The sequence below is a fragment of the Micromonospora sp. DT43 genome, assembly GCF_049841645.1.
Lineage (GTDB): Bacteria > Actinomycetota > Actinomycetes > Mycobacteriales > Micromonosporaceae > Micromonospora.
Genome location: NZ_JBNCKR010000009.1, coordinates 250,487 through 273,633, shown reverse-complemented (window position 1 = coordinate 273,633; position 23,147 = coordinate 250,487). Strand labels below are relative to the sequence as shown.

19 protein-coding genes are annotated in these 23,147 nt (G+C 72.5%); 13 read left to right on the top strand and 6 right to left on the bottom strand.

The features are described 5' to 3' along the window. Window positions 1–137: 137 nt before the first annotated feature. The 4 genes from ACLQ26_RS22275 to ACLQ26_RS22260 form a co-directional block, all read right to left on the bottom strand. Window positions 138–1,205, bottom strand: coding sequence for an NADH:flavin oxidoreductase/NADH oxidase (locus ACLQ26_RS22275; RefSeq protein ID WP_425746247.1), 1,068 nt, complete (start codon window positions 1,203–1,205; stop codon window positions 138–140). Window positions 1,206–1,272: 67 nt separating this feature from the next. Next, complete coding sequence (locus tag ACLQ26_RS22270) at window positions 1,273–2,565, bottom strand: dicarboxylate/amino acid:cation symporter (RefSeq protein ID WP_425746264.1); 1,293 nt, start codon at window positions 2,563–2,565, stop codon at window positions 1,273–1,275. A 197-nt stretch (window positions 2,566–2,762) separates the two neighbouring features. After that, entirely contained in the window at window positions 2,763–3,431 is a 669-nt protein-coding gene (locus ACLQ26_RS22265) for a DUF998 domain-containing protein (protein WP_425746246.1), read from the bottom strand. Further along, window positions 3,424–4,389 (bottom strand): glutathione S-transferase family protein, encoded by a 966-nt coding sequence (locus ACLQ26_RS22260; RefSeq protein WP_425746245.1) that lies wholly within the window; start codon window positions 4,387–4,389, stop codon window positions 3,424–3,426. Before ACLQ26_RS22260 ends, ACLQ26_RS22265 begins: the two co-directional genes overlap by 8 nt. 106 nt (window positions 4,390–4,495) lie before the next feature. Here ACLQ26_RS22260 and pcaF point away from each other — a divergent pair, with 106 nt between their 5' ends. The 11 genes from pcaF (at window position 4,496) to ACLQ26_RS22205 (ending at window position 20,505) form a co-directional block, all read left to right on the top strand. Further along, the gene (gene pcaF / locus ACLQ26_RS22255; protein ID WP_425746244.1) at window positions 4,496–5,701 is read left to right on the top strand and encodes a 3-oxoadipyl-CoA thiolase; all 1,206 of its coding nucleotides are present in this window, start codon (window positions 4,496–4,498) and stop codon (window positions 5,699–5,701) included. Window positions 5,702–5,855: 154 nt separating this feature from the next. Continuing rightward, window positions 5,856–6,668 carry an SAM-dependent methyltransferase gene (locus ACLQ26_RS22250; protein ID WP_425746243.1) on the top strand — a complete coding sequence of 271 codons (813 nt, stop codon included), beginning with the start codon at window positions 5,856–5,858 and terminating at the stop codon, window positions 6,666–6,668. Between the two features lie 5 nt (window positions 6,669–6,673). Continuing rightward, entirely contained in the window at window positions 6,674–8,836 is a 2,163-nt protein-coding gene (locus ACLQ26_RS22245; RefSeq protein ID WP_425746242.1) for a putative bifunctional diguanylate cyclase/phosphodiesterase, read from the top strand. 46 nt (window positions 8,837–8,882) lie between these two features. Then, window positions 8,883–9,383 (top strand): DUF456 domain-containing protein, encoded by a 501-nt coding sequence (locus ACLQ26_RS22240; protein ID WP_363688885.1) that lies wholly within the window; start codon window positions 8,883–8,885, stop codon window positions 9,381–9,383. A 643-nt stretch (window positions 9,384–10,026) separates the two neighbouring features. Then, window positions 10,027–11,613 (top strand): amino acid permease, encoded by a 1,587-nt coding sequence (locus ACLQ26_RS22235; RefSeq protein WP_425746241.1) that lies wholly within the window; start codon window positions 10,027–10,029, stop codon window positions 11,611–11,613. Between the two features lie 115 nt (window positions 11,614–11,728). Further along, window positions 11,729–13,093, top strand: coding sequence for a glutamine synthetase family protein (locus tag ACLQ26_RS22230; protein ID WP_425746240.1), 1,365 nt, complete (start codon window positions 11,729–11,731; stop codon window positions 13,091–13,093). Window positions 13,094–13,111: 18 nt separating this feature from the next. Beyond that, a complete protein-coding gene (locus ACLQ26_RS22225; RefSeq protein ID WP_425746239.1) occupies window positions 13,112–14,467 on the top strand; it encodes an aldehyde dehydrogenase family protein in 1,356 nt (451 codons plus the stop codon). Window positions 14,468–14,472: 5 nt separating this feature from the next. Next, complete coding sequence (locus ACLQ26_RS22220; protein WP_425746238.1) at window positions 14,473–15,240, top strand: 3-oxoacyl-ACP reductase; 768 nt, start codon at window positions 14,473–14,475, stop codon at window positions 15,238–15,240. 55 nt (window positions 15,241–15,295) lie between these two features. Then, window positions 15,296–16,051, top strand: a complete 756-nt coding sequence (locus ACLQ26_RS22215; RefSeq protein WP_425746237.1) for a gamma-glutamyl-gamma-aminobutyrate hydrolase family protein — start codon at window positions 15,296–15,298, stop codon at window positions 16,049–16,051. Window positions 16,052–16,098: 47 nt separating this feature from the next. Beyond that, window positions 16,099–16,650 carry a pyridoxamine 5'-phosphate oxidase family protein gene (locus ACLQ26_RS22210; RefSeq protein ID WP_425746236.1) on the top strand — a complete coding sequence of 184 codons (552 nt, stop codon included), beginning with the start codon at window positions 16,099–16,101 and terminating at the stop codon, window positions 16,648–16,650. A 195-nt stretch (window positions 16,651–16,845) separates the two neighbouring features. Beyond that, window positions 16,846–20,505, top strand: coding sequence for a SpoIIE family protein phosphatase (locus tag ACLQ26_RS22205; protein WP_425746235.1), 3,660 nt, complete (start codon window positions 16,846–16,848; stop codon window positions 20,503–20,505). Between the two features lie 45 nt (window positions 20,506–20,550). Here the strand turns inward: ACLQ26_RS22205 and ACLQ26_RS22200 are convergent, their stop codons facing one another. Then, on the bottom strand, window positions 20,551–20,865 hold the full coding sequence (locus ACLQ26_RS22200; protein ID WP_363688901.1) for an STAS domain-containing protein: 315 nt from the start codon (window positions 20,863–20,865) through the stop codon (window positions 20,551–20,553). A 95-nt stretch (window positions 20,866–20,960) separates the two neighbouring features. On the opposite strand from ACLQ26_RS22200, the gene map reads away from it, so the two are divergent. Next, on the top strand, window positions 20,961–21,818 hold the full coding sequence (map, locus tag ACLQ26_RS22195; RefSeq protein WP_425746234.1) for a type I methionyl aminopeptidase: 858 nt from the start codon (window positions 20,961–20,963) through the stop codon (window positions 21,816–21,818). Next, window positions 21,815–22,528, top strand: a complete 714-nt coding sequence (locus tag ACLQ26_RS22190; RefSeq protein ID WP_425746233.1) for a VIT1/CCC1 transporter family protein — start codon at window positions 21,815–21,817, stop codon at window positions 22,526–22,528. Before map ends, ACLQ26_RS22190 begins: the two co-directional genes overlap by 4 nt. Window positions 22,529–22,541: 13 nt before the next feature. On the opposite strand, the gene ACLQ26_RS22185 is transcribed toward ACLQ26_RS22190, so the two are convergent. Beyond that, window positions 22,542–23,042: a nitroreductase family deazaflavin-dependent oxidoreductase gene (locus ACLQ26_RS22185; RefSeq protein WP_425746232.1), complete on the bottom strand. Its 501-nt coding sequence runs from the start codon at window positions 23,040–23,042 to the stop codon at window positions 22,542–22,544. Window positions 23,043–23,147: the final 105 nt, after the last annotated feature.

Here is a 23,147-nt window from a genome sequence, read left to right as displayed (position 1 = left end):
GGGGGGGGGCGGGGGCCGGGGGGGGGGGGGGGGGGGCGGGGGGGGGGGGGGGGGGGGGGGCCCGGGGGGGGGGGGGGGGGGGGGGGGGGGCGGGGGGGGGGGGGGGGGCCCCCCCCCCCCCCCCCCCCCGGCGCGGATCACCAGGCGCGGGCGTACTGGGCGGGCCCGGTGTACGCGACGCCGAGCTTCGCGGCGGCGCGGCGCGGCCAGTACGGGTCGCGCAGGAGTTCCCGGCCGAGCAGCACCAGGTCGGCCTCGCCGCTGGCGACGATCTGCTCGGCGTGCTCCGGCTCGACGATCAGGCCGACCGCGCCGGTCGGCACGCCCGCCTCGCGGCGGATCTGGGCGGCCAGCGGCACCTGGTAGCCGGGGCCGAGCGGGATGCGCTGGTCGGTGCTGACACCGCCGGAGGAGGCGTCGACCAGGTCGACGCCGACACCGGCCAGTTCACCGGCGAGTACCACGCTGTCCTCGACCGTCCAGCCGCCCTCGGCCCAGTCGGTGGCGGAGATCCGGGTGAGCACCGGCACGCTCTCGCCGACCGCGGCGCGCACCGCGCGGGCGACCTCCAGGGTGAGCCGCATCCGGGCGGCCCGGTCGCCGCCGTAGGCGTCGGTGCGGTGGTTGGTGAGCGGCGACAGGAACTCGTTGAGCAGGTAGCCGTGCGCGGCGTGGATCTCCACGGCGGCGAAGCCGGCGGCGAGGGCCCGCTCGGCGGCGGCGGCGAACGCGTCGACCACGCCGGCGATGCCCGCCGCGTCGAGGGCGGTGGGCGTCCGGTAGCCGGGGGTGAACGGCTCCGACCCGGGGGCGACAGGCGTCCAGCCGCCCTCGGCGTCCGGCACGCCGCCGCGCGCCGAGGCCCACGGCCGGTACGTGGAGGCCTTGAAACCGGCGTGCGCGAGCTGGACGGCCGGCACCGCACCGTGAGCGGCGACGAACGCGGTCACCGGTCGCCAGGCGTCCACGTGCGCGTCGGACCACAGCCCGGTGTCCTGCGGCGAGATCCGACCCTCGGGGAGTACGGCTGTCGCCTCGGTCAGCACCAGCCCGGCCCCGCCGACCGCGCGGGTGCCGAGGTGGGTGAGGTGCCAGTCGGTGGGCAGGCCGTCGGGGCCGGCCGAGTACTGACACATCGGTGCCATGGCGATCCGGTTGGGCACTGTGACCCCGCGCAGGGCCAGGGGGGTGAACAGGGAACTCATGGGGTCATCCTCTCCGAAACGGCGACGGACCCCGGGAGAGGGGCCCGTCGCCGTGCAGGTGAACTGGTCAGGCGGGGACGGGGCTCAGCTCGGGCCGGGTCTCGGCGACCGGCTCCGGCTCGGTCAGGTCCCGCCGGCCCGCGGACTCGTACGCGGCCCGGTCGAGGGTGCCCTCCCGGGCTGCCACCACTGTCGGCACGAGGGCCTGCCCGGCCACGTTGGTGGCGGTACGGATCATGTCCAGGATCGGGTCGATGGCGAGCAGCAGACCGGCGCCGGCCAGCGGCAGACCCAGCGTGCTCAGGGTCAGGGTGAGCATGACGATCGCGCCGGTCAGGCCGGCGGTGGCCGCCGAGCCGACCACCGAGACGAAGGCGATCAGCAGGTAGTCGCCGATGCCGAGGTGCACGCCGAACACCTGCGCCACGAAGATCGCGGCGAGGGCCGGGTAGATCGCGGCGCAGCCGTCCATCTTCGTGGTGGCGCCGAAGGGCACCGCGAACGAGGCGTACTCGCGGGGGACGCCGAGCCGCTCGACGGAGCGCTGGGTCACAGGCATGGTGCCCACCGAGGAGCGGGACACGAAGCCCAGCTGGATGGCCGGCCAGGCGCCGGCGAAGAAGCGCAGCGGGTTGAGCCGGCCGGCGAGGACCAGCACCAGCGGGTAGACGACGAACAGCACGATCGCGCAGCCGACGTAGACGGCTGTGGTGAACTTCGCGAGGGGGGCCAGCAGGTCCCAGCCGTACGAGGCGACGGCGTTGCCGATGAGGCCGAGGGTGCCGATCGGGGCGAGCCGGATGACCCACCACAGGGCCTTCTGCACGATTTCCAGCAGCGAGCGGTTGAGCGCCACGAACGGTTCGGCGGCCTCGCCGACCAGCAGGGCGGCGGCCCCGATGACCACGGCGAGGAAGACGATCTGCAGGACGTTGCCCTCGACGAACGCACCGACCGGGTTGGTGGGCACGATGCCGGTGAGGAAGTCGGTCCAGGAGCCGGTGTTCTTCGGCGGGGCCGCGCCGCCCAGGTCGAGGGTCACGCCCCGGCCCGGGTCGACGAGCAGGCCGAGGCCGATGCCGATGCTCACGGCGATCAGCGCGGTGATGCCGAACCACATCAGGGTCTTCAGGGCGAGCCGGGCGGCGTTTGCCACGCCGCGCAGGCTGACCACGCTGACCACGATGGCGGTGAAGACCAGCGGCGGCACGGCCAGCTTGAGGAGCTGGACGAAGAGGGAGCCGATGGTGTGCAGAGTGCTGGTCAGCCAGCTCAGGTCGTTGCTGCGGGCAACGAAACCGAGCGCGACGCCGAGCACGAGGCCGAGGAGGATCTGCACGGAGAACGGAATTTTGCGCAGGCCGAAGGGCATGGAGTGTCCAAGTGTCTGGTCTGGTCGGGGTAGGCGTGTGGAGGACGGCTACGCCGGACAGATGCCGCTGGCCTGTAGTCGGAGATCGACATACAGGCGGACGGTGAGGCCCCAGACATTGGTCATCGCCAGTCGACGATACGCCGATCAGCGTGATCTGCAAGGTGTGCTGGCCGTGATGCCCCTTACAGGCCCCGGTGGCGGCGGGCCAGGGCCAGTGCCGTTCCGGTAGCCACGCCCCAGAGCACCGCGAGCCCGAGAACCAGCCGCTCCACCACGCCGACCAGGGCGCCCCGGCCGACCACGAGCATGGCCACCCCGACCGTCGCGCACAGCGGCAGGGCGAGCGTGGCCGTACCGGCCGCCAGCCTGCGGACCATCGCCCCGGCCGGCCCGGACACGGCCAGCGCGACCATGGCGAGGACCACCGCCGCCGTCGCCGCGACGCTCGCGCCCCCGTGCACCAGGTCGGCCACCGTGGTCCGCTCGAACGGCGGCAGCGGGCAACCTGCCGAGCAGGTCACCGCACCGGACACCGCGGTGAGCACCGCGCCGGTGGCGAGCAGCGCCGGCGCGACCCGCACGCCGGGGGGCAGCGCCGCGGCGATCAGCAGCAACGCGCCGGCCAGGGCCAGAACCCCGATGCGGTACGCCACCGCGTGCGCGCTGCCGGCGATGCCCGCCTCGCTCACGTACCCGGTGAGACCCGGACCGGGACCGGCGACGACCGCGACCGTCACCGCGACCGCGCCGGCCACCGCGCAGCCGGCGGCGGCGGACCCGGCGACCCGGCGCGCGACGTCCCCGCGGGCCGCCGGTGCCGTCGCGGTGCCGGCCCGCCCCGGCTCAGCCACGCCCGTGCGGCGTCGTCCAACCGGACTCGTCGGGCCCCAGCGGCACGATGCCGGACGGGTTGATCTCCCGATGGGTGCCGTAGTAGTGCCGCTTGATGTGGTCGAAGTCGACAGTCTCGCCGAAGCCCGGGGTCTGGAACAGGTCCCGGGCGTACGCCCAGAGCACCGGCATCTCGGTCAGCTTGCTGCGGTTGCACTTGAAGTGGCCGTGGTACGCGGCGTCGAAGCGCACAAGTGTGGTGAACAGCCGCACGTCGGCCTCGGTGATGGCGTCACCCAGCAGGTAGCGCTGCCCGGACAGCCGCTCGGACAGCGCGTCCAGCCGGGCGAAGAGGGCCCGGAACGCCTCGTCGTACGCCTCCTGGGAGGTGGCGAACCCGCACTGGTAGACGCCGTTGTTGACGTCGCGGTGGATCTCGGCCATCAACGCGTCCATCTCCGGGCGCAGCGCGACCGGGTACAGGTCCGGTGCGCCGGGCGCGTGCAGGGACCGCCACTGCGTGGAGAAGTCGAGGGTGAGCTGCGGGTAGTCGTTGGTGACCACCCGGCCGGTGAGCGTGTCGACGAGCGCCGGCACGGTCACCCGGCCGGTGTAGTCCTCGTCGGTGGCCAGGTACGCCTCGGAGAGGAAGCTGACACCGAGGACCGGGTCGAAGCCGTCCGGGTCGAGGGCGAACGCCCAGCCCCGCTCGTCCCGGATCGGGTCGACGGTGCCCAGCGAGATCGCGTCGTCCAACCCGAGCAGGCCACGCACGATCCTCGCCCGGTGCGCCCACGGGCAGGCGCGGCACCAGATCAGCCGGTACCGACCGGCCTCCAGCGGCCAGCGGCCCTGCTCGTCCGGGCCGCCACCCGGCGGGGAGATCGAGTCGGCGGTGACCCGACCGGTGAACCGGTTGGGCTGGCGGACGAACGCGCCACCACTGCTGGTCTCTGCGCTGAACTGGGCCCGGGACATGCCGCCAACCTATCCGCTGCGCGCGCGGATATCCTGGCCGCCGGGGAGTCCTCCGCGACCCGGTGGACGCCCCCACCCCCGCCCTTCCCACCCCGAAGGACTCGCGATGACCGTGGCATACCTGGTGGCCGGTGTCCGTACCCCCATCGGCCGGTACGCCGGCGCGTTGGCAGGCGTCCGTCCGGACGACCTGGCGGCGCACGTGATCCGCGAGCTGGTCGCCCGGCACCCGTCGGTGGACTGGGCCCGCGTCGACGACGTCGTGCTCGGCTGCGCCAACCAGGCCGGTGAGGACAACCGCAACGTGGCCCGGATGGCGGCGCTGCTCGCCGGCCTGCCCGAGGAGGTGCCGGGCAGCACCGTCAACCGGCTCTGCGGCTCCGGCCTGGACGCCCTCGCCACCGCCGCCCGCTCCATCGTGGCCGGCGAGGCGGACCTGGTGGTCGCCGGTGGGGTGGAGAGCATGAGTCGGGCGCCGTTCGTCGTGCCGAAGGCGACCTCGGCGTACTCCCGCGCTGCCGAGATGTACGACACGACCCTCGGCTGGCGGCTGGTCAACCCGCTCATGCGCGACGGGTGGGGGGTCGACTCGATGCCGGAGACGGCGGAGAACGTGGCCGCCGAGTACGGCGTCGACCGGGCCGAGCAGGACGCCTTCGCGTACCGCTCGCAGCAGCGCGCCGCCAAGGCGCAGGCCGACGGCCGGTTCGCCGAGGAGATCGTGGCCGTGTCCGTGCCGGCCGGTCGGCGGGAGACCCGAATGGTCGAGGTCGACGAGCATCCCCGGGAGACGTCGCTTGCGAAGCTGGCCGCGCTGCCCACCCCGTTCCGCGACGGCGGCACGGTGACGGCCGGCAACTCCTCGGGCGTCAACGACGGAGCTGTCGCGTTGCTGGTGGCCAGCGAGGCGGCCGTGCAGCGGTACGGCCTCACCCCGCTGGCCCGCGTCCGTGGCGCGGCGACGGCCGGCGTACCGCCGCGGATCATGGGAATCGGCCCGGTGCCGGCCACCCGCAAGCTGCTCGACCGGGTCGGCGTCGAGCTGGGCGCGGTGGACGTGATCGAGCTGAACGAGGCGTTCGCCGCGCAGTCCGTGGCGGTGCTGCGCGAGCTGGGGTTGCCCGTCGACGCCGAGCACGTCAACCCGAACGGTGGCGCGATCGCGCTCGGGCACCCGCTGGGCGCCAGCGGCGCGCGGCTGGCGCTGACCGCCGCCCTGGAGTTGCGCCGCCGCGGCGGTCGTCGGGCTCTCGCCACCATGTGCATCGGCGTCGGGCAGGGCATCTCGCTGCTGCTGGAGTCGGCCGCCTGAGCGCGGAAAGTTGCATGAAGGGATCTCCCGTCCGTGGGAGTCGGCGGCCTAGAGTGGTCCACACCACACGACCCGCGGGGTCGGCCGGCGGTCGTGCGCGCCCGTTGACGCCGGTGCCGCCTCGCGCGACGGCGACGAACTGGGGAGCACACCGATGCCGGAGGCACTGCCGACCGAGATTGATCTGACCAGGCCGAGCGCGGCCCGGGTGTACGACTACTTCCTGGGCGGGGCGCACAACTTCGAGGTCGACAGGCAGTTGGCCGAGCAGATCGCCAGCATGACCCCGAATCTCGCCGCCACCATGCGCTCCGGCCGGGAGTTCCTGCGCCGGGCCGTCCGGGTGCTGCTCGACGCCGGCATCGACCAGTTCCTCGACATCGGCTCCGGCATCCCGACAGTGGGCAACGTGCACGAGGTGGCCCAGGCGGCGAACCCGAAGGCGCGGGTGGTCTACGTCGACATCGACCCGGTGGCCGTCGCGCACAGCCGGGAGCTGCTCGCCGGTAACGACCTGACCGGTGTGATCCACGCCGACCTGCGCGAACCGGAGCGGATCCTGCGGGAGACCCAGCGGCTCGGGCTGATCGACTTCGGTCGGCCGATGGGCATCCTGCTGGCCGGGGTCGTGCACTTCATCCCGGACGCCGACGGTCCCGAGGAGATCCTGTCCACCCTGCGGGCCGCCGCCGCGCCGGGCAGCTTCCTGGTCATCTCGCACTCGACCTTCGAGGACCAGCCGCAGGAGATGCTTGACGCCCAGCGCCTCTCCGCCCGGACGGCCACCGAGATCACCCTGCGCTCCCGCGCGCAGGTCACCGGCTTCTTCGGTGACTGGACCGTTCTCGAACCGGGCGTGGTGCACATGCCGCTGTGGCGTCCCGACTCGCCTGCCGACGTGGATGAGCACCCCGAGCGGTTCGGCGCCTTCGGGGGCGTGGCCCGGTACGACCAGCCCGCCGGCTGATCGCGGTGGCCGCCGTCCCGGACCCCACCGGGGTCGACGTCCGCCGGGGCGGCGCCCAGGTCTACGCCGCCGACTGGGCCCGCGCCGTACGCCGCATCGGTTTCGTGCCGCTCAGTGCGGCCGAGACCGAGCGGCTGTTGCTGCTGCACACCGTCCGGCTGGCCCAGGCGGTACGAGCCGAGCCGTTCAGCGCCCGTCCCGCCGAGGAGGTCGGACGGGCGCTGGTGGAGGCGCACCTCACCGACCCCCGGGCGCTGGAGTGGTCGCTGCGCGCGCTCGGCGACGAGTTTCCCGCTGTGGTCCTGGCGACCGGCGACCGGCCTGCCGACCTGGCCGAGCGGATCGCGGCTGTGCAGGGCGGGCTGGCCGCCGGGTTCGCCCGCGCGCTGCGCGACCGCACCTTCAGCCAGCAGGAGCGCATCGCCCGCTCGGCCTGGCAGGCGCGCGACGAGGTCGAGCAGGCGCTGCGCGACAGTGAGGCGCGGTTCCGGGCGGTCTTCACGGGCGCGGCGATCGGGATCGGCATCGCCGGGGTGGACGGTCAGATCATCGACGTCAACGCGGCGTTCGCCGACATGCTCGGCTACTCGATCGAGGAGCTGTGCGAGATGAACGTGGCGGCGCTGTTCCACGCCGACGACGCCGCCGGCATGTGGGAGCTGTACCAGGAGCTGATCGAGGGCAAGCAGGACTCGGCCCGGGTGGAGAAGCGCTACCACCGCAAGGACGGCAGCGTCGTCTGGACGGACCTGGCCGTCTCGTTGATCCGGTACGACGACGGGCGACCCCGGTTCACCGTCGCCATGATCGAGGACATCACCGAGCGGTACGAACTCCAGCAGCGGCTGCGCTTCCAGGCTCTGCACGACCCCCTGACCGGGCTGCCCAACCGGACGTTGTTCTTCGAGACGCTGGGCCGGGTCTTCGACACCGCCGGGCCCGGTCAGCGGGTGGGGGTGTGCTTCCTCGACCTGGACGGCTTCAAGGCGATCAACGACAGCCTCGGCCACGACCTCGGCGACCGGCTGTTGGTGGCGATCGGCCGGCGGCTCGCCGAGTGCGTGGCCGACCACGGCCACCTGGTCGCCCGGATGGGCGGCGACGAGTTCGTCATCCTCGTCGACGGCGGCGACGACGTCGACGACGCGGTGGCCGTGGCGGAGGCGGCGCTGGCCGCCGTCGCCGCGCCGGTGCACCTCGGCGACCAGCAGTTGGCGGTGTCCGCAAGCGTGGGCATCGTGGACTGCCCGGCCGCGGAGACCACCGCGTCCGAGCTGATGAAGGCCGCCGACACGACGCTCTACTGGGCCAAGGCGGCGGGCCGTGGCCGGTGGGCGGTGTACGACCCGGAGCGCAGCGCCCGCGACATCGCCCGGTCGGCGCTGGTCGCCGGGCTGCCGGCCGCTCTCGACCGGGGCGAGTTCGTGCTGCACTACCAGCCGATCGTGTCGCTGCTGGAGGGCACGATGCTCGCGGTGGAGGCGCTGGTCCGCTGGGAGCACCCGGAGCTGGGCCTGATCGGCCCGGACCGGTTCATCGGCCTCGCCGAGGAGACCGGCCTGATCGTCCGGCTCGGCGAGTGGGTGTTGCGGCGGGCCTGCCACGACGCCGAACGCTGGCGGCGGGAGTTCCCCGAGGCCCGCCTGGTGGTGAGCGTCAACCTGGCCGCCCGGCAGGCCGACGAGCCGACGATCGTCGCGACGGTGGCCGACGCGCTGGCCACCAGCGGCCTGCCGGCGGAGTTGCTGCAACTGGAGCTGACCGAGAGCGCCGTGATGGGCAGCGCGGGGGAGCCGCTGCGTAGCCTGCACCGGCTCGCGGCGCTGGGCGTCCGGCTGGCGGTCGACGACTTCGGCACCGGGTACTCCAACCTCGCGTACCTGCGGCGGCTGCCGATCCACTGCCTGAAGCTGGCGGGCCCGTTCGTCGAGGGCATCCGCGCCGACGGGACGGACTCCGTGGCCGACCACCGCGACGAGCGGATCGTCGACGCGTTGGTCCGGTTGGCGCACGCGCTGGAGCTGTGGGTAACCGCCGAGGCGGTGGAGACCCCGGTGCAGGCCGAGCGGCTGCGGGCGTTGCGCTGCGACACCGGGCAGGGGCGGTACTTCGGCGCACCCGCGCCGGCCGCGGAGATCACCGCCCGGCTGCGGCGGACGACGGCGTGAGCGGCGGATCGAACCGGTCCGAGTGGTGGCGACGGAGGGCGACGGCGTGAGCGTGGACGACTCGCAGACGGTGGTGACAGTGGTGGCCGCGCTGGCCATCCTGGCCGGGTTGGCAGGCGTGGTCGTACCCGGCCTGCCGGCGCTGCCGCTGTGCTGGGGTGGCGTGCTGGTCTGGGCGATCTTCGGCGGCGCCGGCCCGGGTGGTTGGGCGGTGTTCGCCGCCGCCACGCTTGTCGCGGTCGGAGGCATCGTCGTGAAGTACCTCTGGCCGGGGAGGAACCTCAAACGCACAGGCGTGCCGACGTCGTCGCTGCTGGCCGGGGGTGCGCTCGGCCTGGTCGGGTTCTTCGTGATCCCCGTGATCGGTCTGCTGCTGGGCTTCGTCGCGGGAGTGTGGGCAGCGGAGCGGCTGCGGCTGGGCAGCAACCGGCTCGCCTGGCCGTCCACCGTGCAGGCGCTCAAGGCGGCCGGCCTGTCCATGCTTGTGGAGTTCCTGGCCGGCCTGACCATAGGCGCCCTCTGGGTCGGCGGCCTCCTCCTCACCTGAGTGGATCCGCGACGGACCGGGTGCCCTGGCGGCCGGCGGCCGGCGGTGACTGTCGGTCACCACCGTGGGGGCGGACGCGGTCGTGAGCGGTATACCTGAGAGTCATATTCATACCTCTGAGGTATATCGCTCAACAGCACATCGACACGGCGGGCAGCCACAGCGGATGGCAAGCGCCCTTCGCCGCAACCCGAGCCCCGTCTTGAGTCAGGACTGTGAGGCTTGAGCGGGTTGGTCAGTTCATGATCGGCTGATGGCCGGCAGCGGCGGGGCTGCGCTGGTGCCGACGGGCAGCTCGGATCGGCCCGGGCCACGGTGAACGCTGTTCGGGGTGGTCCCGGACAGCCTCGAACGCCCTGGGCGCAGCGGCGACGCGAGGCACCCGTCGGATACGGCATGACGCCGTACGAGAGAGAGGTGGTGCCCCGCGCCACCGCGGACCGGGCGTTTTGCCGAGCGCCCGGTGGTGGCCCGTCGCGATCGGGCCTGGTCACGAGGTCAAGCATGCGGGCGGGCCGAACGGGCGGCAACGCAATTAGCCGGGACGGCGGTGAGATTCCCAACGGCATCGTATTGACCTGTCTTGATCGCCGGGACGACACTTTGCGCACTCGCCAGCGGAACCACCTCAGGGAGGTGTGCAGTGGCCACGACGCCCGTGCCGACCGCAGAGCAACCGATAGACGACGACGCCCGACGACTCGCCGAACTCGGCTACAAACAGGAGCTGCGCCGCAAGTGGAGTGGCTTCTCCAACTTCGCCATCTCGTTCTCCATCATCTCGATCCTGGCCGGCTGCTTCACCACCTTCGGCCAGGCGTGGAACAACGGCGGGCCGGTCGCCATCTCCTGGGGCTGGCCGCTGATCTCACTGTTCATCCTGATCATCGGGTTCTGCTTGGCCGAGTTGGTGTCGGCCTACCCCACGGCGGGCGGAATCTACTGGTGGGCGGCGACGATGGGCCGCCCGGTGCACGGCTGGTTCACCGGCTGGTTGAACCTCATCGGCCTGGTCGCGGTCACCGCCTCGGTCGACTACGGCTGCGCGACCTTCCTCAACCTCACCCTGTCCGCGCTCTTCGACGGCTGGGCCGGGACGCTGCGACAGGCGTTCGTCCTCTTCGTGATCATCCTGGCGCTGCACGGGCTCATCAACATCTTCGGGCACCGGATCATCGACGTACTCCAGAACGTCTCGGTCTGGTGGCACGTGGCCGGCGCGGCCGTCGTGGTGGCCATCCTGGTGTTCGTCCCGGACGACCACCAGAGCTTCCAGTTCGTGTTCACCGAGCGGTTCAACAACTCGGGCTTCGGCGACGGAGACACCGGCGGGCTGACGTTCTGGTTCTACGTGCTGCCGCTGGGCTTCCTGCTCACCCAGTACACGATCACCGGCTTCGACGCCTGCGCGCACGTCTCCGAGGAGACCCGGGGCGCCTCGCAGGCCGCCGCGCGCGGGCTCTGGCAGTCGATCTTCTACTCGGCGATCGGCGGTTGGATCCTGCTGCTGGCGTTCCTGTTCGCGGCCACCGACGTCGAGGCGGTAAACGCCGCAGGCGGCTTCTCCGGCGCCATCTTCGAGTCCGCCCTGACCCCGGTCTTCTTCAAGGTCGTCATCATCATCTCCACGATCGGGCAGTTCTTCTGCGGAATGAGCTGCATCACCTCGATGAGCCGGATGGCGTACGCCTTCAGCCGGGACCGCGCCGTGCCGGGCTGGCGGCTCTGGTCGACGGTGAACCGCAACGGCACCCCGGTCAACGCGATCATCGGCACCACGATCGCCGGCCTGGTGCTGACCCTGCCGGCGCTCTACGAGAGTTCTGCAGGCATCCCGGTCGCCTTCTACGCGGTGGTCTCCGTCGCGGTCATCGGCCTCTACCTGTCCTTCCTCATCCCGATCGCGCTGCGGCTGCGCCTCGGCGACCGGTTCGTGCCCGGCCCGTGGACGCTGGGACGGAAGTACAAGCTGCTCGGCTGGATCGCGGTCATCGAGATCGCGGTCATCGCTGTGTACTTCGTCCTGCCGATCGTGCCGGCCGGGGTGCCCGGCAACGACGACTTCACCTGGTCGGCGGTGAACTACGCGCCGCTCGCCGTGGGCGGGGTGCTGCTGGTGGTCGCCGTCTGGTGGTACGCCTCGGCGCGCAAGTGGTTCGCCGGCCCCGTCCGTACCGTCGAGGAACCCGCGCCGGCGGCCGACCCGGCGCCTGTCGACGGTCCGGCCTGACACCGACCCGGTGGGGCGGGCGTCGCGCCCGTCCCGCCGGGTTTGCCGCCGTCTCCGTCGGGGGCATTGACGGTGATCCGGTTTGCCAGTAGACCTTGGTGATGGAGGCCCGCGAATGACGAAAGCTCCGCTCACGCTGGAACAACTGCGGGTCGCCATCAACGACGGCGAGATCGACACTGTCGTGCTGGCCCTGGTCGACATGCAGGGCCGCCTGCAGGGCAAACGGTTCCACGCCCCGTTCTTCCTCGACCAGGTGGTGGCCAACGGCAGCGAGGGTTGCAACTACCTGCTCGCCGTGGACGTCGACATGAACACCGTCGACGGGTACGCGATGTCGAGCTGGGAGCGCGGCTACGGCGACTTCGCGATGGTCCCGGACTTCGCCACCCTGCGCCGGGTGCCCTGGCAGCCCGGCTCGGCGTTGCTGCTGGCCGACCTGACCTGGCTGGACGGCTCCGGCGACGTGGTCGCCTCGCCCCGGCAGATCCTGCGCCGGCAACTGGACCGGCTGGCCGAGCACGGGCTGACCGCGTACGCGGGCACCGAGCTGGAGTTCGTGCTGTTCCGCGACTCGTACGAGGACGCCTGGCGGCGCGGCTACCGCGACCTCACCCCGGCAAACCAGTACAACGTGGATTACTCACTGCTCGGCACCGCCCGGGTGGAGCCGCTGCTGCGCCGGATCCGCACCGAGATGGCCGGCGCGGGGCTCACGCCGGAGAGCGCCAAGGGTGAGTGCAACCTCGGCCAGCACGAGATCGCCTTCCGCTACGACGAGGCCGTCGCCTGCGCCGACCACCACGTGATCTACAAGAACGGTGCCAAGGAGATCGCCGCCCAGGAGGGCATGGCGATCACCTTCATGGCCAAGCCGAACGAGCGGGAGGGCAACTCCTGCCACATCCACTTCTCGCTGCGGGGCCCCGACGGGCGCTCGGCGATGCTCGGCGACGGGCCGGCGCACCTGTCGGAGACCGGGCAGCGGGTGCTCGCCGGGCTGCTCGCCACCATGCGGGAGTTCAACCTGCTCTTCGCGCCGAACATCAACTCGTACAAGCGCTACCAGCCGGGCTCGTTCGCCCCGACGGCCCTGCGCTGGGGGGTGGACAACCGCACCTGCGCCCTGCGGGTGGTGGGCCACGGGCAGGGCATGCGCGTGGAGAACCGGGTGCCCGGTGCCGACGTCAACCCGTACCTGGCGATCGCCGGGCTGGTCGCGGGCGCGCTGCACGGCATCGACAAGGGGTTGGAGTTGGGCGGCGAGTGCACAGGCAACGCGTACGACGACCCGGAGGCCGAGCGCGTACCCGGCACGCTGCGCGACGCCCTGGCCCTCTGGGAGGGTTCCACCGTTGCCCGGGAGGCGTTCGGCGACGAGGTGGTGGCCCACTACGCCAACCAGGCGAGGGTGGAGTTGGCGGCCTTCGACGCCGCGGTGACGGACTGGGAGCTGACCCGTGGCTTCGAACGCCTCTGACGGGCTGGGGTGGTGGGCGTGACTCTCGTCGTGGACCCGGCGTCCGGGAAGGGGTTCCAGGACGTGCCGGGGGCCTCGGTGGCGGAGGTCGACGCGGCGGTCTCCCGGGCCGCCTCCGCCAACGAGTCGTGGCGGGCTGTGGCGCCGGGGGACCGGGGCCGGCTGCTGCGGCGGTTCGCCGCCGTGGTCGACGCGCATCTCGACGAGTTGGCCGCGCTGGAGGTGCGCAACTCCGGGCACACCATCGGCAACGCCCGCTGGGAGGCCGGCAACGTCCGCGACGTCCTGGACTACTACGCCGGAGCGCCGGAGCGGCTGACCGGGCGGCAGATCCCCGTCCCCGGCGGCCTGGACGTCACCTTCCACGAGCCGCTCGGCGTGGTCGGCGTGATCGTGCCGTGGAACTTCCCGATGCCGATCGCCGCCTGGGGGTTCGCCCCCGCCCTCGCCGCCGGCAACACGGTGGTGCTCAAGCCCGCCGAACTGACCCCGCTCACCGCGCTGCGCCTGGCCGAGCTGGCCCGTGAGGCCGGTCTGCCCGACGACGTGTTCACAGTGCTGCCGGGCGAGGGCGCGGTGGTGGGGGAGCGGTTCGTCAGTAATCCGGCGGTCCGCAAGATCTGCTTCACCGGCTCCACCGAGGTGGGCACGCGCATCGCGGCCGGCTGCGCGGCCCAGGTGAAGCGCCTCACCCTGGAGCTGGGCGGCAAGAGCGCCAACATCGTGTTCGCCGACGCCGACCTGGAACGCGCCGCCGCGACCGCGCCCGGCTCGGTCTTCGACAACGCCGGCCAGGACTGCTGCGCACGGTCGCGGATCCTGGTGCAACGCCAGGTGTACGACAGGTTCCTGGAACTGCTCGAACCGGCAGTTCGCGCGGTACGGGTGGAGGACCCGTCCCGGGACACCGCGGAGATGGGTCCGCTGATCTCGGCGGCCCAGCGGGACCGGGTCGCCGGCTACCTGTCCGGGGCGACAGTCGCGTTCACCGGCTCGTGCCCCGACGGCCCGGGCTTCTGGCACGCACCGACCGTGCTGCTCGCCGACTCGCCGGCGGACCGGCACTGGCGGGAGGAGATCTTCGGCCCGGTGGTGTCGGTGCTCCCGTTCGACGACGAGGCCGACGCGGTCCGACTCGCCAACGACACCGAGTACGGCCTCTCCGGCTCGATCTGGACCCGCGACGTCGGCCGCGCGCTGCGGATGGCCCGCGCCGTCGACGCCGGCAACCTCAGCGTCAACTCGCACTCCTCGGTGCGCTACTGGACCCCGTTCGGCGGGATGAAGCGCTCCGGGCTCGGCCGCGAGCTGGGCCCGGACGCGCTGCACTCCTTCACCGACGTCAAGAACGTGTTCATCGCGACAGAGGAGTGACGCCAGTGCAGGGTCGGTTGCAGGACCGGGTGGCAGTGGTCACCGGAGCGGGCAGCGGGATCGGTTTGGCAACGGTCCGGCGGTTCGCCGCCGAGGGGGCCCGGGTGGTCTGCGTGGACATCGACGCGCAGGCCGGCACGAAGGCGGCCGAGGAGTGCGGCGGCGAGTTCGTGGCCACCGACGTGGCCGACGAGTCGGCGGTCCGCGACCTGTTCGACGGGGTGGCCGAGCGGCACGGCCGGGTCGACGTCGCGTTCAACAACGCGGGCATCTCCCCGCCGGACGACGACTCCATCCTGGACACCGGCCTGGACGCCTGGGAGCGGGTGCTGCGCGTCAACACCACGAGCGTCTACCTGTGCTGCAAGTACGCGATTCCGCACATGCGCCGCCAGGGCAAGGGCTCGATCATCAACACCGCCTCGTTCGTGGCGCTGATGGGGGCGGCGACGTCGCAGATCGCGTACACGGCGAGTAAGGGCGGCGTGCTGGCGATGACTCGGGAGCTGGGCGTGCAGTTCGCCCGCGAGGGCATCCGGGTCAACGCGCTGTGTCCCGGCCCGGTGGCCACCCCGCTGCTGCTGGAGCTGTTCGCCGCCGATCCGGAGCGGGCCGCCCGCAGGCTCGTGCACGTGCCGATGGGCCGCTTCGGGCAGCCCGAGGAGATCGCTGCCGCGGTGGCGTTCCTGGCCAGCGACGACGCCTCGTTCATGACCGCCGCGCAGTTCGTGGTCGACGGGGGCATCACCGGCGCGTACGTAACTCCCCTGTGAGCGCGAGGAGTGAGCCGGTTTTGCGAGCCCCGCAGTCGCGAACGGTGCTGACCCTGTGACGCGGCCGCTGATCGGGATCAGCGCGTACGTCGAGCCCGCCGACTGGGCCGTCTGGCGCGGTGTGCGGGCGGTGCTGGTACCCGAGGCGTACGTGCGGGCGGTCACCGCCGCCGGTGGCCGGGCTGTCGTCCTGCCTCCGGACGACTCCGACGGCGACGTGCTGGCGGTCCTCGACGGGCTCCTGCTGGCCGGGGGCGCCGACGTCGGTCCGGGCCGCTACGGCCAGCGGCCGCACCCGCGGACCGAGGACCGGCCGGACCGGGACGCCGGTGAGCTGACCCTGCTGACGGCGGCGCTCGCCGTCGACCTGCCGGTGCTGGGCGTCTGTCGGGGAATGCAGCTGCTCGCCGTGGCCTGTGGCGGCACCCTGCACCAGCACCTGCCCGACGTGATCAGTTCGGACACGCACCGTCCGGCGCCGGGGGTCTACGGCACCCATCCGGTGCGGTTCGCGCCGGGCAGCCTGGCGGCGCGGACGCTGACCGGGGTGGACCGGGTGAACTCGTACCACCATCAGGCGGTCGCCACCCCGGGGCGGCTCGCGGTCACCGGCTGGGCGGCGGACGGCGTGATCGAGGCGATCGAGGACCCGGACCGGTCGTTCGTGCTCGGGGTGCAGTGGCATCCGGAGAACGAGCCGGATCCGCGCCCGATCACGGCGCTGGTCGCGGCCGCCCGCCGGCGAGCGGCCGGGCCGCCGGTCGATGCCGGCGGCGAGGGCGTACGGGTGGCGGGGTCGCCGGCGGTGTGACGCAGGTCGCTCCCGTCGGGCGGCGGGTGCGGTGGGAGAATCGCCGCATGGGCAAGGTCTATCCGGCGATCGACGGTCGTCTGCGGGAGTTCATCGCGGCCCAGCCGGTCTTCTTCGTGGCCACCGCGCCGTCCGGTCCCGAGGGGCACGTCAACGTCTCGCCGAAGGGCATGACCGGCACCTTCGTGATCCTCGGCCCGCATCGGGTGGCCTATCTGGATTACCACGGCAGCGGCGCGGAGACCATCGCCCACCTGCGCGACAACGGTCGCATCACGTTGATGTTCTGCGCGTTCGACGGGCCGCCGAAGATCGTGCGCCTGCACGGTCGGGGCAGCAGCGTCGCGGTGACCGAGGCGGCCTTCGCCGACCGGCTCGCCGAGTTCCCCGCGCCGCCGGACGTGCACGCCGTACGGGCCGTGATCACCGTCGAGGTCGAGCGGGTCAGCGACTCCTGCGGTTATGCGGTGCCGCTGATGGACTACCGCGCGGAGCGTGACCTGTTGCTTACCTCACACTCCCGTCGTACGGCCGATGATCTGGTGACCTACCGGGCCACCAGGAACGCCGCGAGCATCGACGGACTGCCGGTCTTCTGACAGGTCAGAGCACTCCTGCGCAGCTGCCCGGGCGCGCGTCCACAGCCGCGCTGTCGGGTCCGCGACGAGCGCGGCACAGGTAACCAGCGTCCACGGGTCGTCATGCGTTACGTTGCTGGTCCGCCGGGGTACAAGTCGGAGCACGGCGCGTGAAGATCAACGGCTGCGGGGTACGGCCGGAGCGGGGGAGGCTGCATGAGCTCGGCCCAGGGGGGTGCGGACGCGGGGTATCCCAACGCGTACGTCCACGAGATCCCCCCGCACCTGGCCGCCGCCTTCGCGGGCGGCGGTGAGCTGGGCGAGCGGCTCCGCGCCTTCGACTGGTCCACCGCACCGCTGGGCGGGCCGTCCGGCTGGCCGGTGGCGCTCTCCAGCGCGATCGGCATGATGCTCTCCTCCAGCTCGCAGATCGTCATGTTCTGGGGCGACGACCAGCTCGCCTTCTACAACGACGCCTACCGGCCCACCATCGGCAGCAAGCACCCGCAGGTGCTCGGCCAGCCGGCTCGACACCACTGGGCCGAGACCTGGGACGTCCTCGGCCCGCTGCTCGACGGGGTCCGGCGCACCGGGCTCTCCTACCGCGGCGAGAACCACCCCTTCCTGCTGGACCGTTCCGGTTTCGTCGAGCAGACCTACTTCGACGTCTCGTACGACCCCATCCGGGGCGCCGACGGTTCGGTCAGCGGCGTCTACTGCATCGTCAACGAGACCACCGGGCGGGTGGTCGGTGAACGCCGGCTGCGGGCGCTGTCGGAACTGGGCGCCGAGCTGGCCGACCTGAGCACCGCGGGTGAGCTGGGTCGCACCGCCGCCGACGTGCTCGCCCGGCACTCCGCCGACGTGCCGTTCGCGCTGATCTACCTGGCCGACTCCGCCGGACGGCTCGCCCTGACCGGCGCCAGCGGCGTCGACCCGACGGCTGTCGGTGTCTCGCCCGACACGTTCGCCGAGATGGTCGCCGAGGGCTCACCCGCGACCATCGAGGTGAGCCGACTGCTCGCCCAGCGCCCGGCCGACGCCGCCGAGGTGGCGCTCGTGCTGCCCGTCAAGGCCGCCAACGACACGGTCGGCGCGCTCGTCGTCGGCGTGGCCCGCCTGCTGCCGCTCGGCGACGAGTACCGCGACTTCCTCGACCTGGTGGCCGCGCAGATCTCCCGGGCGGTGGGCACCCAGCGGGCGTACGAGCAGGAGCGCGCCCGGGCCGCCGAGCTGGCCGCGCTGGATCGGGCGAAGACAAACTTCTTCGCCAACGTCAGCCACGAGTTCCGTACGCCGTTGACCCTGGTGCTCGGCCCTCTGGAGGACATGCTGGCCGACCCGGAGCTGCCCCCCTCCTACACCGACCGGCTCGTCGTGATGCACCGAAACGCGTTGCGCCTGCTCAAGCTGGTCAACACGGTGCTCGACTTCTCCCGGCTGGAATCCGGCCGGCTGGCCGCCCGCTACCAGCCCACCGACCTGGCCGGCTACACCGCCCGGCTGGCCAGCACTTTCCGCTCGGCCACCGAGCGTGCCGGGTTGCGACTGGTGGTGGACTGTCCGCCGCTGCCGGCGCCGGTATTCGTCGACCGGGACATGTGGGAGAAGATCGTCCTCAACCTGGTGTCGAACGCTGTGAAGTTCACCTTCGACGGTGAGATCCGGGTGCGGGTCCGGGCCGACGACGGTGTCGCCCGACTGGAGGTCGTCGACACCGGCGTGGGCATCGTGCCGACGGAGTTGCCGCACGTCTTCGAACGTTTCCACCGGGTGCCCGGTGTGCGCGCCCGTACGCACGAGGGCACCGGGATCGGGCTCGCGCTGGTCCGGGAACTGGTCGAGATGCACGGCGGCGACGTCGGTGTGACAAGCCAGATCGACGAGGGCAGCACCTTCACGGTGACCGTTCCGTTCGGTTCGGCGCACCTGCCCGCCGGCCGGGTCGCCGCGTTCGCCCCCCTGCCCACGGGCGAACCCGAGCAGGCCCGGCTCTTCGTCGCCGAGACCGCCCTGTGGGGCGACGAGGACCTGCCCGGGCAGGCCGACCGCCGGCCGGCCGACGCGGCCCCGGCCGGCCGGATCCTGGTCGTCGACGACAACGTCGACCTGCGCGAGCACGTCACCCGGTTGCTCTCCCCGACCTGGGAGGTGGTCACCGCGAGCGACGGCCTGGCAGCACTGACGCTGGCCCGCGAGGGCGGGTTCGACCTGGTGCTCACCGACGTGATGATGCCCCGGCTGGACGGGTTCGGCCTGGTCGGCGCGCTGCGCACGGACCCCCGCACCCGCGACGTGCCGATCGTGCTGCTCTCCGCCCGCGCCGGTTCCGCGGAGGCGGTCGCCGGCCTCTCCGTCGGCGCCGACGACTACCTGACCAAGCCGTTCTCCGGGCAGGAGCTGATCGCCCGGGTCCGGGCCAACGTCGAGTTGGGCCAGCTGCGCGGCCAGATCATCCGTCGGCTCCGGGCGCTTGCCGACGCGGCGGTGGCTGTCAACACCGCCCGTTCCACAGCCGACGTGCTGCAGGTCGCCGCCCGGCACGCGCTCAGTCTCGCCGAGGCGGCCCGGGTCGTGGTGAGCGCGGCCGGTGCCCGCTGGGAGGCCGACGGCGGTGGCGTCACGGCCGCCGACCCGTCCTTCGTGGCCGCGTTGACCGGCACCACCCGCGAGCAGCTCGGCGAGCTGCAGGTCTGGCGGGCCGACGGCGACGACGCGCAGGCCGACGAGGCCGCGCTCACCCAGCTCGCCCGCCTGGTCGGAGTCCGGCTGGAGAACGCCCAGCTCTACGAGGCCGAACACCGCATCGCCACCACGTTGCAGCACAGCCTGCTGCCGAGGACGCTGCCCCAGCTGCCGGGCGCGGTCGTGGCGAGCCGCTACCTGCCGGGTAGCGCCGACGTCGAGGTCGGTGGTGACTGGTACGACGCGCTCGCGCTCGAAGGCGACGACCTGGTGCTGGTGATCGGCGACGTCGTCGGCAAGGGCGTCCAGGCCGCCGCGGCGATGGGGCAGCTGCGCAACGCGCTGCGGGCGTACCTGCTGGAGGGTTTCGACCCGGGTGAGTCGCTGAGCCGGCTCAACCGGCTGGTCGGGTCCACCGAGGGGCGCTCGTTCGCGACAGTGGTCTGCCTGCTGTTCAGCCCCCGTACCGGTCGGCTGCGCTACGCCAGCGCCGGCCACCCGTCCCCCCTGCTGATTCGAGGAGACGACGTGGCGTTCCTGCACGACCGCGCGCTCGGCCCGCCGGTCGGCGCCATCCCCGACGCGACGTACCGGACGGTCGAGGGAGAGCTGCCGGCGGGCAGCCGGCTGCTGCTCTACACCGACGGGCTGATCGAGGACCGTCAGCTCGGCATCGACGCCGCGCTGGCGCAGCTGCGCGCCGACGCGGCGACCCCCGGAGAGCATGTGGCGGATCTGATCGACACGGTGGTCGAGCGGGTGACCGGGCGGCCCCGTCGCGACGACGTGGCGGTGCTCGCGCTGGAGGCGGCGGAGTTGAACCGCTTCGCGTTGCGGCTGCCGGCGGACCCGACCCGGTTGAGCGTGCTGCGCAAGCGCCTGGAGGACTTCCTCGTGGCGCACGACGTCGGCGAGACCGATCTGTTCGACCTGACCGTGGCGGTCTCGGAGGCCGCCGCGAACGCCATCGAGCACCCCGTCGAGCCCGCCGAGGCGGTGATCAGCGTCGAGGTGGCCATCGAGGACCGGACGGTGATCGCCACCGTCCGCGACACGGGGCAGTGGCGGGAGTCGACCGGCTCCGGGTTCCGGGGGCGCGGCCTGTCACTGATCAAGGCGCTGGGTGACCTGATGGTGCGGCGTACCGACGAGGGCACCGAGGTGACGCTGCGCCGGGAGTTGCAGGGCTGAGCCCGCGCCGAGCCGCGATCGGCAGAGGTGTCGGGGGCGGCGGTCTCAGACCGGGTCGAGCCAGCTCTGGTCGCCCAGACCGGAGATCTCCAGCACCCGACGGACCTGCCGGGACGGCAGCACGGTGAGCGTGCCCGAGAACCCCTGGGCGAGCCGGACCAGGGCGTGGATGGCCGCCGAGTCGAAGAAGGTCACCGCCCGCAGGTCGAGCGTGATCTGACGGGCGGGCTCGCGCAGGGCGGTCTGCAGCATCGTGTCGGCGGTCGCCATGTCGACCTCGCCGGTCACCACCACGTGGAGGTGCTCGCCGTCGATCTCCGCGCTGGCGGAGAAGACGGGTGGTGCTCCCCCTTGATCCACGCTGACACCATGGCACAGCCGACCTGGCAGGGCAACAACCGGCCCCGACCGGCCGTGGCACGAGTCACCACCGCCTCCGGCGATAGGCTTGCGGCATGACCGTCCGCCCGCCGCTGACCCCAGGCACGCTCTCTCCGATGCGACAGGTGCCCGCCCACATTCCCCGCCCGGAGTACGTGGGTAAGAAGAGCCCGCAGCAGTGGCGCGGCTCGCACGTGCAGACACCGGAGACCATCGAGAAGATGCGGATCGCCAGCCGGCTGGCCGCCCAGGCGACCCAGCTCGCCGGTGAGCACTGCAAGCCCGGCGTGACCACCGACGAGATCGACCGGTTGGTGCACGAGTTCCTCTGTGACCACGACGCGTACCCGTCGACGCTCGGCTACCGGGGCTACCCCAAGTCCTGCTGCACAAGCGTCAACGAGGTCATCTGCCACGGCATCCCGGACTCCACGGTCCTGACCGACGGCGACATCATCAACGTCGACGTGACCGCGTTCATCGGCGGTGTGCACGGTGACACCGACGCCACCTTCTGCGTCGGCGAGGTCAGCGAGGAGGCCCGGCTGCTCGTCGAACGCACCCACGAGGCGATGATGCGCGGCATCCGCGCGGTCGCCCCGGGCCGCCAGATCAACGTCGTGGGCCGGGTCATCGAGTCGTACGCCAAGCGGTTCGGCTACGGCGTGGTCCGCGACTTCACCGGCCACGGGATCGGCGAGACCTTCCACAGCGGCCTCTACGTGCCGCACTACGACAGCCCCCGCCCCACCGACATCATGGAGCCGGGGATGACGTTCACCATCGAGCCGATGATCACCCTCGGCACCTACCAGTACGACATGTGGGACGACGGGTGGACGGTGGTCACCAAGGACCGCAAGTGGACCGCCCAGTTCGAGCACACGATCGTCGTCACCGACGACGGCCACGAGATCCTGACCCTCCCGTGACCGACACCCCCGCGGCTCTGCGTGAGGCACACCACGCGGACGTCTCCGGCGGCTGGCTGCGCCCGGCCGTCTTCGGCGCGATGGACGGGCTGGTCACCAACATCGCCCTCATCGCCGGTGTCGGCGGCGGTGGCGTGGCACCGCGCAGCATCGTGCTGACCGGGTCCGCCGGCCTGGTGGCCGGTGCGATCTCGATGGGGCTCGGCGAGTACACGAGCGTGCGCTCGGCCAACGAGCAGGTCGCCGCCGAGGTGGCCAAGGAGCGGCGTGAGCTGGAACGGCACCCCGAGGCGGAGGCCCGCGAGTTGGCCGACGCCTGGGTGGCCCGCGGCCTGCCCCGCGACCTCGCCACCCAGGTCGCCGAGGCGGTACGGCGGGACCCGGAGGAGGCGCTGCGCGTGCACGTCCGCGAGGAGTTGGGCGTCGATCCCGACGACCAGCCGAGCCCCTGGGCGGCGGCGATCTCCTCGTTCCTGTTCTTCTCGGTGGGCGCGCTGTTTCCGCTGCTGCCGTACCTGCTGGGCGCCACCGCGCTCTGGCTGGCGCTCGCCGTCGGCGGGCTCGGCCTGTTCGCCGCCGGCGCCGTGGTGGCCCGGTTCACCAACCGCCCCTGGTGGACCAGCGGCCTGCGCCAACTTCTGCTGGGCGCGGCCGCGGCCGGCGCCACCTATCTGATCGGTTCGCTGATCGGAGTGCAGGGCGGGCTGTGACGCCGGCGTCGGCCTAGCCACCCGGCCTGGGGTCGGCCGGCTGTCCGCTCCCGGCCGGCACCAGCCGGAAGATGCGGATCTCCCGACCGCCGGCCCGCTCGACGTACGTGCGGTACGCCGGCCACGCGGCGACGAGAAGCTCCCACAGCCGGTCCCGTTCGGCGCCGGTGGCCGGTTCGGCCCGCACGGGGAACCGGCGACCCTTCACGTCCACCTCGGCGGCCGGGTCGGCGAGGAGGTTCATCGCCCAACCGGGCTGGTGGGTCTGCCCCCAGTTGGAGCCGATCACCACGTACGCGTCGGCGTCGGGCACGTAGAGCAGGGGATTGCTGCGCGGCTTGCCGGAGCGGCGGCCGGTCGTGGTGATCACGAGGGACGGGAGCACACCGAGCGCGACCACCCGGCCCCGGGTGAGCCGGCCGACGATCCGGTCGGCGGGGACCAGCAGGCGGGCGGCGGCCCCGAACCAGCGGTGGTGGCCGAGCCGACGGGTGAGGGTTGCGATCGCTGACACGCCGATCAGTCTGCCGGCCGTCGTGCCCCGACGGCACCCCCGGGCGGCGTTGACTCGTGATCGTTGTGACGATCGGTGGCAGCTCAGCGGCGCGGTGTGCGGCGG